The organism is Petrotoga sp. DB-2, from assembly GCF_054051725.1.
The window spans coordinates 48,127-65,809 of record NZ_JBSVZD010000001.1 but is presented as its reverse complement, the minus strand read 5'-3'; the positions used below and the strand labels follow the sequence as shown (position 1 = coordinate 65,809).

The 17,683-nt window shown below is 36.1% G+C and carries 12 protein-coding genes; 4 read left to right on the top strand and 8 right to left on the bottom strand.

What is annotated here, in order from left to right; genetic code table 11:
- Positions 1-12: 12 nt before the first annotated feature.
- The 4 genes from gltB (at position 13) to ACW9JY_RS00270 (ending at position 7,942) form a co-directional block, all read left to right on the top strand.
- Positions 13-4,593: a glutamate synthase large subunit gene (gene gltB / locus ACW9JY_RS00285; RefSeq protein ID WP_457282945.1), complete on the top strand. Its 4,581-nt coding sequence runs from the start codon at positions 13-15 to the stop codon at positions 4,591-4,593.
- Positions 4,594-4,623: 30 nt separating this feature from the next.
- Positions 4,624-6,144, top strand: coding sequence for a glutamate synthase subunit beta (locus ACW9JY_RS00280; protein ID WP_457282944.1), 1,521 nt, complete (start codon positions 4,624-4,626; stop codon positions 6,142-6,144).
- A 135-nt stretch (positions 6,145-6,279) separates the two neighbouring features.
- The gene (locus ACW9JY_RS00275) at positions 6,280-7,605 is read left to right on the top strand and encodes an ammonium transporter (protein WP_457282943.1); all 1,326 of its coding nucleotides are present in this window, start codon (positions 6,280-6,282) and stop codon (positions 7,603-7,605) included.
- A gap of 1 nt (position 7,606) precedes the next feature.
- On the top strand, positions 7,607-7,942 hold the full coding sequence (locus ACW9JY_RS00270; RefSeq protein WP_457282942.1) for a P-II family nitrogen regulator: 336 nt from the start codon (positions 7,607-7,609) through the stop codon (positions 7,940-7,942).
- Positions 7,943-8,004: 62 nt separating this feature from the next.
- Here the strand turns inward: ACW9JY_RS00270 and ACW9JY_RS00265 are convergent, their stop codons facing one another.
- From ACW9JY_RS00265 to ACW9JY_RS00230, 8 genes are all read right to left on the bottom strand, one after another.
- The gene (locus ACW9JY_RS00265) at positions 8,005-8,781 is read right to left on the bottom strand and encodes an inositol monophosphatase family protein (protein ID WP_457282941.1); all 777 of its coding nucleotides are present in this window, start codon (positions 8,779-8,781) and stop codon (positions 8,005-8,007) included.
- Positions 8,782-8,849: 68 nt separating this feature from the next.
- Positions 8,850-10,382: an alpha-amylase family glycosyl hydrolase gene (locus tag ACW9JY_RS00260; RefSeq protein ID WP_457282940.1), complete on the bottom strand. Its 1,533-nt coding sequence runs from the start codon at positions 10,380-10,382 to the stop codon at positions 8,850-8,852.
- Positions 10,383-10,471: 89 nt separating this feature from the next.
- The gene (locus ACW9JY_RS00255; protein ID WP_457282939.1) at positions 10,472-11,545 is read right to left on the bottom strand and encodes a glucose-1-phosphate thymidylyltransferase; all 1,074 of its coding nucleotides are present in this window, start codon (positions 11,543-11,545) and stop codon (positions 10,472-10,474) included.
- A complete protein-coding gene (locus ACW9JY_RS00250) occupies positions 11,542-13,437 on the bottom strand; it encodes a polysaccharide biosynthesis protein (RefSeq protein ID WP_457282938.1) in 1,896 nt (631 codons plus the stop codon). Before ACW9JY_RS00250 ends, ACW9JY_RS00255 begins: the two co-directional genes overlap by 4 nt.
- Positions 13,421-14,674 (bottom strand): DegT/DnrJ/EryC1/StrS family aminotransferase, encoded by a 1,254-nt coding sequence (locus tag ACW9JY_RS00245; RefSeq protein WP_103899090.1) that lies wholly within the window; start codon positions 14,672-14,674, stop codon positions 13,421-13,423. The genes ACW9JY_RS00250 and ACW9JY_RS00245 overlap by 17 nt, the downstream gene beginning before the upstream one ends.
- Before the next feature lie 109 nt (positions 14,675-14,783).
- Complete coding sequence (locus ACW9JY_RS00240; protein ID WP_103899091.1) at positions 14,784-15,638, bottom strand: hypothetical protein; 855 nt, start codon at positions 15,636-15,638, stop codon at positions 14,784-14,786.
- A 26-nt stretch (positions 15,639-15,664) separates the two neighbouring features.
- Entirely contained in the window at positions 15,665-16,930 is a 1,266-nt protein-coding gene (gene hisS / locus ACW9JY_RS00235; RefSeq protein WP_103899092.1) for a histidine--tRNA ligase, read from the bottom strand.
- A gap of 345 nt (positions 16,931-17,275) precedes the next feature.
- Positions 17,276-17,647 (bottom strand): S1 RNA-binding domain-containing protein, encoded by a 372-nt coding sequence (locus tag ACW9JY_RS00230; protein WP_103078789.1) that lies wholly within the window; start codon positions 17,645-17,647, stop codon positions 17,276-17,278.
- Positions 17,648-17,683 lie beyond the last annotated feature (36 nt).

The following is a 17,683-nucleotide window of genomic DNA, read 5'->3' as shown; positions in this document are numbered from 1 at the left end:
GGGAGGGTTAAAATGAATAAAGGACTTTACGATCCAAAATTTGAGCATGATGCTTGTGGAATTGGATTAGTTGCAAGTACAAAAGGAATAAAGTCACACGAAATAGTTGACAAATCGTTGACTGTTTTAAAAAATATGGCTCATCGTGGTGCACGAGGCAGAGGAGAAAATGATGGGGACGGAGCGGGGGTACTGCTGCAGCTTCCCCATGATTTTTTAATAAAAGAATCAAAACACTTAGGATTCACTCTTCCAAATCAAAGTGAATATGCCGTGGGTATGATTTTCTGCCCACGTGATAAAACTCTTACAAATATCTTCAAACAGCAATTCGAAAAAATAGTCACCAATCAAGGCCAAAAGGTGATAGGTTGGAGAGATGTACCTATCAATAAAGCCTTTGTTGGCCCAACTGCATTAAAAAGTATGCCGTCTTTTCTTCAAGTTTTTATCGCTAAAAATCCTACCTTGAAATCTGGAATAGAATTTGAAAGAAAATTGTATCTAATTAGGAAAAAAAGTGAAAAGGAGATAAAAATACCGCCAACAGATGAAAACAGAACTTTTTATATAGCCAGTCTATCTTCTAAAACAATTGTCTATAAAGGGATGTTAACAGCGGAACAATTAAAGCACTTTTTCCCAGATTTGACTGATCCTCTCTTCAAATCAGCATTTTCTATTGTACACTCCAGATTCAGTACGAACACATTTCCCAGTTGGGAAAGGGCTCACCCCTATAGGTATATGGTTCACAACGGAGAGATCAACACTATAATTGGTAACGTTAACTGGATGAGGGCAAGGCAATCCAAGGTAAGTACTGATATCTTTGGAGAAAACATCAACGATATTTTCCCCATAATCGATGAGGATGGTAGTGATTCAGCAATGTTTGATAACAATTTAGAATTCCTTTATTTGTCTGGTAGATCGCTACCTCATTCAATAATGATGATGATACCAGAACCTTGGGAAAACAATCAAACAATGGATGCAGAAAAGAAAGCTTTTTATGAATTTCACAGTTGCTTAATGGAACCTTGGGATGGACCCGCCGCGATTATTTTTACCGATGGTACCAAAGTAGGTGCTACACTGGACAGAAACGGATTAAGACCATTAAGATACTACATAACGAATGATGAATTGGTACTTGCTTCAGAAGCTGGGGTCCTTGAAATACCTCCTCAGAAGATTTCAACTAAGGGAAAGATCACGCCAGGGAATATGTTGTTGCTGGATATTGACAAAGGTCGAATTCTAAATAACGAAGAGATAAAACAACCAATAATTTCAGAAAAGCCCTATTTCTCATGGGTGAAAGAGAACATTGTGAATCTTGAAGATCTACCTGAGCATCCAAAAAAGGGAAATACAGAAATTGATAATTTATCTTTAAATACAAAACAAAAATGTTTTGGTTACACATTTGAAGACATTGAAATGATCATAGAACCAATGGTTATGGATGCTTCCGACCCTGTTGGAGCGATGGGGGATGACACACCTTTGGCCGTTTTATCTGAACGTCCAAAGTTGTTGTACGAGTATTTCAAACAACTTTTCGCTCAAGTAACCAATCCTCCAATAGATGCGATAAGAGAAAAAATTGTCACCTCTACCCAACTTTACATAGGTTCTGAAGGTAATCTTATTGATCCATCATCCATCAGTTGTAGGCAAATTAAGATCAAAAACCCTATTCTTACCAACGATGAAATGGAAAAGATAAAAAATATTGACTTAGAAGGTTTTAAAGCCGTCACTTTACCCATCTTATACAAGGTAAAAGATGGAGAAGAAGGATTAAAAAAGGCAATTACAAACCTCTTTCAAAGGGCTGATTCTGCCATAAACGATGGTGCTAACATATTGATATTGACAGATAAAGGGGTTAACCAAGATTATGCGCCAATTCCAGCGTTACTGGCAGTATCGGGTATGCATCACCATTTGGTTAGGAAAGAAAATAGAACAGAGATTGGAATAATTTTGGAATCAGCTGAACCAAGAGAAGTACACCATTTTTGTACTCTCATAAGTTATGGTGCTTCTGCTATCAATCCATATCTCACCTATGAAAGTATTGAAAGTTTAGTCAATAAAGGCTACATTAAAGGTTTGAAGTATGAAGAAGCCGTTCAAAGGTATAAAGATGCATCTTTGAAAGGTATTCAAAAAGTGTTATCAAAGCTTGGGATCTCGACCCTTCAAGGTTATCAAGGTGCTCAAACCTTTGAAATAGTAGGAATAAAAAAGTCTATTGTAGAGCAATTTTTTAAGGGAACCACTTCACAAATAGAAGGAATAGGCCTAAAAGAAATAGCTCAAGAAGTTTCTAAACGCCATTCGAGTGCATTTAATCAGGTTAATAGAGGATCGTTACTTGATTCAGAAGGTCTTATAAAATGGAGGGCAAAAGGTGAGTATCACTTGTATAACCCTGAATCCATATATTATTTACAAAATGCCGTTAAAAACAACGATTATGAACTTTTCAAAAAGTTTTCACAATCTATAGTCGACGAAGATGCAAAATTGTATAGTTTGAGAAGTCTTTTTGAGTTCAATTTTGATAAAACGAAAGCAATTCCCATTGACGAAGTAGAACCTGTCGAATCGATTGTCAAAAGGTTCAAAACAGGAGCTATGTCTTTCGGGTCAATAAGTCAAGAAGCCCACGAAGCCATAGCAATAGCTATGAATCGAATAGGTGCCAAGAGTAACACAGGTGAAGGAGGGGAGGATTCAAACCGTTTCGCAAAAGAACAAAATGGGGATTCGAAGAATAGTTCAATAAAGCAGGTGGCTTCTGGAAGATTCGGAGTCACGATCAACTACTTAAACAACGCTCAAGAGATCCAAATAAAGATAGCCCAAGGTGCAAAACCCGGGGAAGGTGGAGAGCTACCTGGGAACAAGGTCTATCCATGGGTGGCAAAGGTAAGGAACTCTATTCCAGGAGTTACTCTCATTTCACCCCCTCCACATCACGATATCTACTCGATAGAAGATTTAGCAGAATTGATATACGACTTAAAAAACGCTAATAGAAACGCTCGAATAAATGTAAAATTGGTTTCAAAATCTGGTGTAGGTACCATAGCAGCGGGCGTAGCAAAAGCCGGAGCAGATGTAATATTGATAAGCGGTTTTGATGGAGGTACAGGTGCTTCACCACGTACTAGTATAAGGCACGCAGGGTTGCCATGGGAGTTAGGATTGGCTGAAACTCATCAAACCTTGGTGATGAACAAGTTGAGAGACAGGGTCACTTTGGAAACGGATGGTAAGTTACTAACTGGAAAAGACATAGTGATTGCCGCACTTCTGGGCGCAGAAGAGTTCGGGTTTGCCACAATTGTGTTAGTTGCCTTAGGTTGTGTCATGATGAGAGTTTGCAATTTGGATACATGTCCTGTGGGAATTGCGACACAAAACCCTGAACTGAGAAAAAATTTCAAGGGCGATCCTCAATACGTTGTCAATCTCATGTACTTTCTCGCATCTGAAGTAAGGGAATATATGGCCAACTTAGGATTCAGAACGGTTAGTGAAATGGTTGGACGTGTTGATAAATTAAAACAGAAAGAAATAAAAAATCATTGGAAGGCACATAGTATTGATCTTTCAAAATTATTATACAAACCAGAAATAAAAAATTACTCATTCAGTCGATATCCTAAACCAATAAACAACGGTTTATCAGATACCTTGGACATAACTAAATTACTTCCCATTTGCCAGAATGCATTAGAAAATGGTGAAAAGATTGAAGTCACTTTAGATATAAAAAATGTGAATAGAACCGTTGGAACAATTTTGGGAAGTGAAATAATTAAAAGATATGGTGAGGAAGGTTTGCCTGAAGATACAATAAAAATACATTTCAAAGGATCAGCTGGCCAAAGTTTTGGAGCCTTCATACCCAAGGGGGAAACGTTGATATTAGAAGGCGATTCAAACGATTACATAGCGAAAGGTTTATCGGGCGGAAAAATTATAGTATACCCCCCTAAGAATTCTCGATTCAATGCAGAAGAAAATGTAATTGTTGGTAACGTTGCATTATATGGAGCAACAAACGGTGAAATATACATCAGCGGTTTAGTGGGAGAACGTTTTGCGGTAAGAAACAGTGGTGCTACTGCTGTTGTCGAAGGTGTTGGTGAACATGGATGTGAATATATGACAGGTGGGAAGGTTGTTATACTCGGTAAAACGGGTAGAAACTTTGCTGCAGGTATGTCAGGTGGAATAGCCTACGTATATGACAAAGACAATAGCTTTGAATCCAAATGTAACAAAGATACCGTTTTGTTGGAAAAAGTTGAAGATGAGAACGAAGAGAACGAAATAAAAGAGTTGATAAAAAACCATTACGAGTACACGAGTAGTAATGTGGCTAAAAACATTTTAGACAATTGGGAAAAGGCTAAGGAAAGATTCGTTAAGGTTATACCCAAAGATTACAAGAGAATGATGGATGTTGTAAATAGAATGCATATTGAAGGGATTACCGGTGAAGAAGCTCTTATGAAGGCATTTGAAGATAATTACAAGCAACAATCTTTGGTTCAAACGCATTGAACATTCGAAATTTGTAAAGGAGGTCACTATATGGGCGATCCTCAAGGATTTCTAAAGTATGAAAGAAAAACCTCTGAAGAAAGACCCTCAAAAATAAGAATAAATGATTGGGAAGAATTGTATATAGAAATGGAAAAAGATGAACTCCGAATGCAAGCAGCAAGATGTATGAACTGTGGCACGCCGTTTTGTCACTCTGGCATATTGATAAATAATATGGTCTCGGGGTGCCCTTTGAATAATTTGATTCCAGAATGGAATGATTTAGTATACAGAAACCTTTGGAGAGAAGCTTACGAAAGGTTGATCGAAACAAACAGTTTCCCAGAATTCACAGGGAGGGTCTGTCCAGCTCCATGCGAAAAAGCTTGCGTAAATAATTTGGTAAAGGATCCGGTTTCCATTAAAAGTATTGAATATTACATCATAGAAGAGGCATTCAAAAATGGTTGGGTAGAAAAGGATAAACCATCTTACTCTACTGGTAAAAAGGTGGCAGTTGTAGGTTCTGGCCCGTCAGGGTTATCATGTGCTTCAGAGTTAAACAGATATGGTCATGAAGTTACCGTTTTTGAAAAGAATGATTACCCTGGGGGTTTATTGACTTACGGCATACCAAATATGAAATTGGACAAAAAGATTGTAAAAAGGCGTATAGAATTGATGGAAAAATCTGGCATACAATTCAAAACTAATATAAACGTTGGTAAAGATTACCCAGCTCAAAAGCTGAAAGAAGAGTTTGATGGTGTTGTATTATGTGGGGGTACCGCTAAAGCGAGGGATCTAAATGTAGAAGGAAGAAACCTAAACGGGATATACTTTGCCACAGAATTTTTGAAGAGTGCGAACGAGAGAATACTGTCTCAACTTTTAAATAGTGAAAAAGATATTGAGGAGATCTCTGCCAAGGGTAAGAACGTTATCGTAATCGGGGGAGGAGATACAGGAACGGATTGTGTGGGAGTTAGTTTAAGACAGGGTTGTAAAAGTGTCATACAGTTTGAAATTATGGGCAAACCTCCACTTTTAAGGAGACAAAACAATCCTTGGCCAGAATGGCCCAAAGTTTTATCTGTTGATTATGCTCAGGAAGAATATGCAGAACTATTCGGTAAAGATCCGAGATTGTACAACATTTCAACTAAAAGATTTGTTGGAGATACAAAAGGCAACGTTAAAGAGGTCCATACGGTTGAAGTAGAATGGAAACAGGATAAAACAGGAAAATTGTTTCCAAAAGAAATAGGTGGATCAGAAAAAGTATGGAAAGCAGATTTAGTTCTTTTAGCTTTGGGGTTCTCGGGCCCCGAAAAGTATTTAATTGAGCAGTTAAATGTAGAAACAGATAAAAGATCAAACGTTAAAACAGAAGAAGGAAAATATTCGACAAATGTGGAAGGGATTTTTTCAGCTGGAGATATGAGGAGGGGACAAAGTTTGGTAGTATGGGCAATAAATGAAGGGAAACAAGCGGCAAAAGAGTGTAATGAATACTTAATTTCTTCCAATAATAACAATAATAAACAGCGTCGGCTCAAAACGCTGTAGTATTGTTGTTATAAAGCCGACGCAGAAAAATTAATGCGTCGGTTTTTTTATTTTGCATCGGGAGGTGAAAAAAGTCTACGTTAAGTACCATATTCTGGGGTTTGTAAAAAATAAAAAAAGGAGTGTGAGGGTATTATGAAGAGAGTTTGGAAGAGTTTGTTTATGTTGTCGGTTGCCTTTATTGTTCCAACCGTCTTACTCGCAGATAGTATTACTATGGAGGACGTGGTACGTTCCATCGATACTATGTGGACTTTACTTGCAGCGTTTTTAGTGTTTTTTATGCAAGCTGGATTTGCACTAGTGGAAGCAGGGTTTACAAGATCAAAGAACACGGTAAACATCATCATGAAAAATTTTACAGATTTTTTAGTGGGCTCAATACTTTACTGGATAGTAGGATTTACAATTATGTTCGGAGTTGGAAATGGTTTCATAGGTTGGCAAGGAAGTTTTGAATATCTGGGGTTAAACATTCCGCTTAATGCTTTTTTAATATTCCAGACGGTATTTGCTGCAACCGCTGCAACTATAGTATCTGGAGCAATGGCGGAGAGAACTAAATTCACTGGTTATCTGATCTACAGTGTTTTCATCAGTGCGTTTATATATCCCATAGTTGGCCATTGGATATGGGGTGGAGGTTGGTTATCAGATATGGTAGATTTTGCAGGTTCCACAGTTGTCCATTCCGTAGGCGGCTGGGCTGCACTGATGGGAACAATGGTTTTAGGGCCAAGAACCGGTAAATACAGATCAGACGGAACGCCAAATAAGATACCAGGACATAGCTTAGTTTTAGCTGCATTAGGTGTTTTCATCCTATGGTTTGGATGGTTTGGTTTTAACCCGGGAAGTACCATTTCAGGTTTAAATCTCAAAATCGCTGATATAGCGATGACTACGAATCTAGCTGCCGCATCAGGAGGGTTGGGGGCATTGACGATAGGCTGGTTTATTTACAAGAAACCGGACGTCAACTCTACCCTAAATGGTGTTTTAGCTGGATTGGTTGGGATCACCGCCGGCACCGCCAGTGTGACTAACGTTGGAGCTGCTATAATAGGTGCTTTATCTGGTAGTTTAGTTGTTCTAGCTATAGAATTTTTTGACAAAATACATATCGATGATCCCGTTGGGGCAATCTCTGTGCATGGAGTTGGCGGAGCATTCGGTACATTAATGGTTGGGGTATTTGCTGTGGACGGTGGATTACTCTATGGTGGAGGAGTAAACCTGTTTTTAACCCAGCTTAAAGGGGTGCTGGCTGTTGCAGGTTGGACCCTTGCAACTACCTACATCCTTTTTAAAAGTATCGATTTAACAATAGGTTTGAGGATTGATTCTGCTAGTGAAATAGAAGGTTTAGATTTTGTAGAACATGGATCTGTCAGTTATCCGGATTTAACTCCGCTGAAAGGTCGAAGTGTGAAAGTTAAAATTGATGAGGAGGATGAATAATATGGGATACAAGAAAATTGAATGTTTTATCAGGCCAGAAAAATTTGAGGAAGTCATCGTAGGATTAGAAAAAGTTGGTATTGAGGGCATTAACGTTGACAAGATCTATGGTTATGGTAGTCAAAAAGGGGAAGAAAAAGAAATGGAAGATTACAAACAGAAAAAAGAATATGAAGTAAAATTCAAAGAAAAAATCAAGTTAGAAATAGTTACCGAAGAAAGTAGAGTTGAAAAAATCATAGAAACTATCAAAACACACGCGCAAACAGGTAAAATAGGTGATGGGAAGATTTATATTACACCGGTAGAAGAAAGTATAAAAATACGAACTACTTAAATAAAAATGCGCCCTGTGGGCGCATTTGTTTCGTTTTGAGAATCAATGCGAATTATTACCCTTCATTGAAATTTTTGAATATTTTTCACATTATTTATCAGATCTTGAATAATGTGAGGATTGCAGTAGAGAGCGTCAGATTGAAAAATATTTACACTTTTCCCGTCGAGATCTACAATTTCCCCGCCCGCTTCTTCTAATATTAGATGTCCTGCTGCTACATCCCATGGATGAGATCTTATAGATATAAAGGCATCCAAAAAACCAGACGCCACATAAGCGATCTGTAAGGCGGCGGTACCAAACAATCTAATCCTCATAACTTTTTCTTCCAACGCTTTGAAATATTTGTATGTATTCCCTCTCTCATTTCCAAGGGAAATCATGGCATCTTCAAAGTTTTTAGCCCAGTTTGGATTCAATTTTTTGTTATTTAAGTAAGCGCCATTGTTTTTTGTGGCTGAGTAAAAAAGGTTCATAAAAGGTGAATAAACAATACCTATCGTTGGCTCTTTGTTTTCAACATAGGCTACCGAGATACAATGTTCTGGCAAACCCCTTGAAAAATTAACCGTACCGTCTATAGGGTCTATAACCCAATATTCATTTTTCTCAGGGGTTTCGGTTAGGCCTGATTCTTCTGCTAAAAATAATGAATTTGGGAAACTTTTATTTATCTCTTCTATTAGATATTCCTGTATTTGATAATCTACATCGGTTACAAGATCGGTTCGAGATTTTTTTGAATTAACATGGAAACTCTCGGTGCTCCACATTTTTAATTTTTCTCCTGCATCGTGGACTATTCTTTTTATTTCAATGAAATCATTTTTTGTCAATTAATTTGCCTCCTAAAAGCGTTTTGATTATCTTTAGAAACTTTATATAGCGCCCCTTCGGGGCGCTTTTAACTTATCTTCCAAACATATTCATGAGGTTGCAAAGTGATACTATCTAATGATCTGCTTTCCTCAGTCAAGTTGTTATAGATAACAATACTTTTATTTCCTTTTTTTCGAGTAATTTTAAATACTCCATCGATATTTTCATAGATTGGCTTTTCTGAAAACAAATCTTCGTTTTCCTTTTTTAAATCAAGCATCTTTTTAATTCCATGAAAAATCTTATAACTATCGCTGTCAATGTTGTTAAGAGCTTCTTTTCTTTTCTCTTCATCAAAAGGTCCCCTGTTGAAAAATCTTGAATCTTTGTAGCCTATTTTTTTGGTCATTTTTTTATAGAATTCCTCGTCGTTCTCCATCCCTATTTCATCACCATAATAATTTATTGGTGTTCCATCCAAAGAAAACAAAATTGAATAAGCTAAAAGTACTTTTTTATAATCCTTACCCATTTGGTTGTACAACCTTCCCGCGATCCCTTCTCCTTCTCTAAAGTTCCATCTTTCATCGAGCAAGTAGTATTTCAACATCTTTGCTCTTTCTTTTGGGTCAACGAATTCTAAGGTTAATTCGTCGTGACATCTTAGGAAAACAAACCATTGGCAATCTTCTGGAATAGGCGGGGTGATTCTTTCAGAAAGAGTATCTATTATATAATTTGGTTTTCCTTCAGCAATAGACAAAAAAATTTTTGGCATAACAGGGAAATGGTACGCAACCTGGCATTCATCAGAATTACCAAAATAAGCAACGACGTCTTTAGGAGGTTGATTAGCTTCTGCGATCAATGCCGTTCCTTCTTTTAGATAATCTAAAGCTGCCCTGAATATTTTTAAAATCCAGTGGGTTTGAATTAAGTTTTCACAGTTAGTACCTTCTTCTTTCCATAAAAACGGTGCTGCATCCATTCTGAAACCATCGACACCGTGTTCTTTCCAGAAGGTAAAAACTTTTATCATCTCTATCAACACATCAGGATTTTTGTAATTTAAGTCCGGTTGTATTTCGTAAAATCTATGAAAGTAATAGTCATTCGTTTCAGGGTTATAAGTCCAATTACTGTTTACCATTCCTTTAAAAAGCAGACGGGCTTGGGAGTATTTTTTATTGGTGTCACTCCATATGTAATAATCCCTATACTTAGAATCTTTTGATCTTTTTGCCTCCTGAAACCATGGATGCTCGTCAGAAGTATGGTTTATTGCGACATCAAAAATGATCTTTATACCTTTTTCGTGGGCAAGTTTGATGAATTCAAAAAAACTTTCATTGCCGCCTAATTCATCTCGAACTTTGTAAAAATCAGAAATATCGAACCCTTGGTCTTTCATTGGAGACTGTAAAATGGGAAGAAGCCATAATATAGTTACACCTAAATTACTCAAATAATCTAATTTATCTTTCATTTTGTCAAAATCACCAGCGAAAAGATCAACGTAAGTTGAATAGACCAAACCTTTCTTATACCAAAATTTATCGTTTGGTGTATAGGTGAAAGAATCTTTTTTTGATTTTAAAAAGTCTAAGAGAATTTCCAATTTATGGTTATCAGAATACAGTTTATTCCAAAGTTCAGTTATTATTTCTATTTTGTCGTCTATTATTTACACCCCCAAGATATTATCTATTATTTTGGTATTTGTATGTTGCTGTAATCACCTATCACCAATTTTAGTGAATATGGTTTCCTTTCTGCTGAATAAATCTTTGAATTTTCCCCTATAATAGATGATTCTATCCTTATATACACATTTGAAATATTTGCATAACTTAAGATTATACTGTTCTCAATCTCTGAAGAATTTATATAGGCGCTGTCACCGATGCTTGTATATGGCCCTATGTACGCATTACTTATTGTAACGTCTTCTCCAATTATTACTGGTCCTCTGACGATAGAGTTCATTATCTTTGTATTTTTCCCTATGTGTACCATTCCTTGGACTGAAGAATCAGACCTTATTTCTCCTTCTATTTTTTGCTCTTTTAAGGTGCTAAGAATAGTTCTATTTGCTTCAATTAAGTCTTCAGGTTTCCCTGTATCTTTCCACCATCCTTCTACAATGTGAGCTCCGACGTTGTTTGAATTATCTATTAACCATTGAATGGCATCAGTTATTTCAAGTTCTCCTCTCCAGGAAGGTTGAATATGTTCAATTGCCTCAAAAACCTTTGGGGTAAATATGTAAACCCCAATTATTGCAAGATTCGATGGAGCATCTTTTGGTTTTTCGACAACTTTTGTCACTTTCGAGTCTTCCATCACCGCTATTCCAAATTGTGAAGGATTATCGACGGAAGTCAAGAGAATAAAAGATTCATAATTTCCTTGATTAAACTGGTCTATAAAATTTTTAAGGTCAAAATTTACAAGATTATCCCCTAAATACATTATAAAGTCGTCGTTATCAAGGAATTCTTTTGAAACCTTCACCGCATGAGCCAAGCCCTTGGGGTGTTCTTGTATAATATAAGATAATTTTATACCCAATTGACTACCGTCTCCCAAGACGTTTTTAAAATCCTCTATATTTTCTGAATTTACTACCAAACCGATCTCTGTAACCCCTGCATCTCTTATTTTTTCTAAGCTGTACATGATGGTTGGTTTGTTAGCTATTGGTATCAATGGTTTAGCGTTTGTGAAGGTTAGTGGTCGTAGTCTTGTTCCTTTTCCTGCACAGAGTATTAATGCTTTCATAACTTTTTGCCTCCTTGTTTGATTGTTGTAGTTGTTAGCGACTCTTCGCTGATCTTTGATATATTTGAATCAGGTATGTGATCTTTTATTATATCAATAGCACTATTGTAATCGTTATTTTTTATCATAATATTTATTCGCTCTATCAATTCATTTAGTTTCTCTTTATTTATTTCATGATTATTAGATTTTGAAATAAAGATTCGTCTGTTTTTAGTTTTTTTGTAATCTTCATCTTCTAAAAATATTTCTTCGTATAATTTCTCACCAGGTCTGATTCCTGTGTAAACTATTTTTATGTCTTGGTCAGGGATATACCCGGAAAGTCTGATCAAATCCCTGGCTAATCGGTCAATATTGACAGGCTCCCCCATTTCTAAAACAAATATTTCAGCCTTTTGAGCAAACTGTCCACATTGTAATACTAAAGAGACAGCCTCCGGAATGGTCATGAAATACCTTTTCATATTTGGGTGTGTGACGGTAACAGGACCACCCTTTTGTATCTGTTCTTTGAAAATTGGAATTACACTCCCTCTACTTCCTAAAACGTTCCCGAACCTTACTATTCCATACTTTGTTTGATAAAAGTTGGACAATGTCTTTACTATAATTTCCCCCAGTCTCTTTGAAGCACCCATTATGGATGTTGGTTTGATGGCTTTGTCGGTGGAGATAAATACAAATCTTTCTACATTATATTCTCCTGAAAGTTTTGCAACAGTGTAAGTCCCAATTGTGTTGACTCTGAAGGCCTCAGTTGGGTTTTTTTGCATGAGGGGAACATGTTTATGGGCAGCGGCATGAAAAACAACATCAAATTTATATTTTGAAAATAAATACCTCATTCTATTTTCATCGGACACATCCGCGATAATTTCTTCTATAAACGCATCTGAGAACTTGTCTCTCAATTCATTTGATATTTCAAAAATACTGTTTTCCCCTTTTCCAAGTAAGAAAAGAGCTTTAGGCCCCATTGGTAAAACCTGTCTACATATTTCAGAGCCTATACTTCCTCCTGCACCTGTAACCAGTATTTTTTTGCCTTTTATGTAATCTTTGATCTCTTTTAAATCGACACTAACTTCCTTTCTACCTAACAAATCAGAAATATCAACCTCTCGTAGAAAGCCAAGTGATAACTTGTTATCTAAAATTTCCAAGATTCCCGGTAAAGTTTTTAACCTAACCTTTGTTGTATCAACATAATCTATGATTTTTTTTATCTGATCAGATGAAGCACTGGGAATAGCTATTAAAACCTCTTCAACGTTGTATTTTTCAACAAAATCCATAACTTGATTTATCTTCCCCAGTACGGGATAGCCTCGAATATTTCTTCCTATCTTTTCTGGGTCATCGTCCAAAAATCCTACAACTGATCCCTCTTCTGGATGCCTCTCGTACTCTCCCAACAATTCAGTTCCTGCATCGCCTGCTCCTATTATAAGAACATTTTTAATTCCGTCTACTTGTTTTTTATAATTTCGAGAATACCTTGAAAACCAATATATCCTACTAGCTGAAACAAAGACCACTCCAACCACCGATGCGGTTGCTGCCACACTGAAAGGAAGAGTGAAAATGTCGCTTATATATCTTCTTACAAACTCAAAAACAAAAAAGTTGATAAGGAAACCTATGAAACCACTGTTAAATACAGGTCTTAATTCGTTAAGAGTGGCAAATCTCCAAATGTATCTATATATTCCAGAGTAATAAAAAACAATTACCATAATCAAAGGAAAGAAAAAGATGGGGGAGATATACTCTCTCATCTCTGCAAAGTCAAACTGAAACCTTATGAACATTGCTACAATGTAAGCGAGGAAAAACAAAATATAGTCTATTATCATCAATCTAAAAGATCTTTTAGACAAATGTTTCATCTTTCATCTCCGTTAAGCTTTTTGTTATTATTTGATATACGTAATTCTGTTGTTCAAGACTGATATTGGAGAAAAATGGGATCGCAAAAGTTAAAGATGAGATTAGCTCTGTAACAGGGTAATCTCCTTCTTCATAACCGAACATTTTTCTATAAAAAGGTTGTAGGTGAACAGGGTAAAAGTAATTTTTGGATTCAACGCCCTTTTCACTCAATTTTTTTAAGAAGGTTTGTAAGATATTTCTAATCTTATTTATTAATTCTTTCCATTCTTTTCGATTTTGTTGTCCTTCAATTTTTATTGGTAGATCAAAATTTCTAACCCATGTAGGTATATTAATTAACTCTGATACCCAATCTAAGTTCAATCTCAAAACGAAGACAAACCAACTTTGAGAAGTAACTTCTTGAGGAATGAAAGGTAGAACTACTCTTTCTTCATTTTTGAACAAACCAAAATAATTCATAGCCTTCTCTTTTCTTTTTGAACTTATTTCTTCTATCCGTTTCATTTGAGCAAAACCAAGTGCCGCAGACAATTCATCCATGCGATAATTGTATCCGAGCCTTTCACTTATCAGCCATTCACCACTTTTACCTCTACCTTGGTTACACATGGACTTACATAACTCAAATATTTCTTCATCATCAGTAACGATAACCCCGCCTTCACCGGTGGTTATCTGCTTATTTGGGTAAAAGGCGTATGTACCAGCCTTTCCAAAAGTTCCTAATTTACGCCCTTTATATTCTCCACCTAGGGCTTCGCAAGAATCTTCAATTATTTTAATTTCATCTGGAAGAATCTCAAGTATCTCATCCCATTTCAAGGGAACTCCAAAAATATCCACACCCATAAAGGTCGTAACGTCGTCTTTGTAATCTTTGTCTATGAACTCCTTTAAATTTTTAACGGATAAGTTGTAAGTATGAGGATCTATATCAACGAAGACCGGTACTCCTTTCTCAAACAAAGCCACGTTAGCTGAAGAAATAAAAGTGAAAGGTGTTACGATCATTTTTTGATTTTGTTGAAAATCTAAGGCCCTTAAAATCAAATGTAAGGCTGATGTCCCGCTGTTTACAGCTAGAGCATATTTCGTACCAGTGTATTCTTTTATTATTTCTTGAAACTTTTCTAAATAAGGGCCCAAAGCAAGTCTTTCAGAATTCAAAACATCCATAATGGTTCGTTTTTCTAAGTCAGTAATATCTGCACCGGATAGTGGGACAAACATAGTTGATATCGCCTCCAAACGTTAAGGGGGTTCCCCATTAAGATCCTATAAAAATATTCTATAATTCTTTATATAGCGTTCCTTCGCCCCGCTGCCCACCCCACAAAGATTATAAAAATTGTTGGAGCTTTTTGTATTCTTCTTCTTTTATATAACCATCTTCTAGTAACTTTTCTAATATCTCTTCGGCTTTCTTTTTGTCTGGTATAGACGTAACATGAGAAAAAATAGTACTATATCTTTCGTCTTCCCCTACATTTTTAATTTGATTGATTATTTTTTCATAAGGGTCCTCTTGTGCGGGTTTCTCGGCTGCGCCATTTGTTGAAGTTTCGTTTTGTGTTTCTTTCTCATCTTTTTTGATCAGTTCAAGATACCTTCCCGTAGCGGTTCCATCCTCAAAATAATGTATCGTTGTTTCTCTTATTAAGAAAAACAAAAGAAACCACTGGTATACATCAAGGGTAATAATTCTCAATAACATGACGACGTTTCCGTCTCTCAATTTGATGAAACGATTTTTAACTATTTTGTTGCTAATTTCAGATTCTTGAAGTTGCCATTGGTCTTTGTCAATCCTATTTATCATACTGGCATAAGAGATCCAGCTTAATATAAAACTTCCTAAAAGCAAATAAATTTGCCAACTAGGTAGGGTGAACGTTTGTATTTCTTCCAATGTTAAAGTTGCTACTTGTTGTATCAAGTATAGATAGAAAACATTCAGTACCAAAAAAGAAACCATGTACAAAATAAACCAAATTATGGGGCTCTTCTCTTTTATATCTGGAAAGGTTAAATTATTTGTTTCATAGACCTTCTTCATTCGTTCAATATGAAGATTTCTATTTCTAATCAAAACGTGATAAATAAAAAATAATAACGCCAATCCAACGAATTGCAGGACGGGTATGTATGACAATACAAAGGTTATAAAAATAATAAAAGGTCTCAGCAAAATCATTCTATTTCCTCCAGTTAAAAAAGTCTTTATTCTTCTCTAAGCTTTTCCACAATGATTTCAGACACCCAATTTCTTTCAATCTGGGTCTGTTCTCCGCTTTTCATATTCTTTATTGTGACAATATCTCTAGAAATTTCTTCCTCTCCTATTACAACCACATATTTAGCGTTTAATCGGTTGGCATGTTTAAATTGCCCTGATAAATTTCTTTTCGATATATTTAGATAAGTATTTATGCCTTTCTTTCTTAGTTCTTTTGATAAAGTAACAGCTGCCATTTCACCCTTTTCACCTTGAAAAGCCACGTAAACATCTATTTTACTTTCACTTTCAACCTCGACATTCTCTCTTTTTAATGCTTCTATTACTCTTTCAATCCCTATAGCGAAACCGACCCCAGGAGTTTTAGGACCCCCTAACTGTTCGACGAGATCGTCGTATCTACCACCACCTGCTATGACAGCTTGTTCACCCATATCAGAATGTTCTACCTCAAAGGCCGTTTTTGTGTAATAATCTAAACCTCTAACGATCTTTGGATCAACTTGATAAGGTACATTGTAAGCCTTCAAATATTTTTGGAGATTGTTGAAATGTTCGCGACTTTCTTCGTCTAAATAATCTAAGATGGAAGGAGCGTTTTTTGCCGCTTCCACGTCGATTTTACAGTCCAACAACCTCATAATATTCGTGTTGAACCGTCTTTGACAATCTTCACATAGGTTGGGTAACAATGGTTGATAATACGTTTTCAATACTTCTTTGTATTTTTCCCTACTTTCAAAGGTGCCTATGTTGTTGATTTTCACTTTAAAATTGCTCAATTTTAGCTTATTGAAGAAATCGTAGACAAATGTGATTAATTCTGCATCAGCTAAAGGATGGTCTGTTCCAAAAATCTCCGCCCCTATTTGATAAAACTCCCTATAACGCCCGGCTTGAGGTTTTTCATATCTGAACATAGGACCTATGTAAAATAGTTTTTGAGGAGATCCAAACGTTATTAAAGAGTTTTCTATATAAGCTCTTGCTACCGAAGCGGTTCCTTCGGGTCTTAAAGTTAGTGACCTTCCTTTTTTATCATCAAAAGTGTACATTTCTTTTTGAACAATATCTGTTTCTTGGCCTATTCCTCTGCTAAAAAGTTCGGTTTTTTCAATTAATGGGGTTCGTATCTCTTTGTACCCGTATATTTTAAACAGTTTCTTTGCGGTATTTTCAATGTATTCCCAGTACTTAACTTCTTCGCCAAAAATGTCCTTAGTACCTTTTATTCTTGTATAAGTACTCAAATGCTAATCCTCCTTAGATCTTTATTATAGTACTTGTTTGTAGACACTTTAAAACTTATTTTAGCGCCCCTTCGCCCCGCTCCCCGCCCTTCTAAGGAAGGAGAGCTACCTCTCCTCGCTTCCCACACATCCAAGGTAGGAGAACTACCTCTTCTCACTTCCTATACATCCAAGGAAGGAGACTTGCCGCAGTCCGCTCCCCTCTTTCTCAATTATTTTACCACAAAGTTTGTTACTTTAAAAAGAAAAGGTCTAAGTTTAGATTTTTTAAGACATAAAAAATAATTGAGAGGGAGAAAATCTCCCTCTCGGTTGTTATCCTATATATACATAACCTATAATTAATTATCTTCTTCGTGTATTCTTTTTCTTATCTAGGTGCTTTTTATACTCGGATATCTTCTTTTCGCTGTCTTTTAGATACTGGTTCAATCTTTTTTCAAAATTGTGTGATTTTCCCGTATCCTCTTTTTGCTCGTCATAATCCTTTAAAGACAGCTCATACTTTCCATCTTTTGTTCTTCCTATGACTTTTCCTTGAACTTCATCACCAATTTTTAAAAAATTGGATATCTCTCTTACATACTTTTTTGAAATCTTTGAAATGTGTACAAATCCTTCTTCACCATTTTCAAGTTCCAAAAAAGCACCAAACTTTTTGATATCGACTACTTTACCTTTCACAGAATCCCCTGTTGCTAAACTTTCATTTACCAAAATAATTACCTTGCCCTTTTTTCTTAATCACGAGAA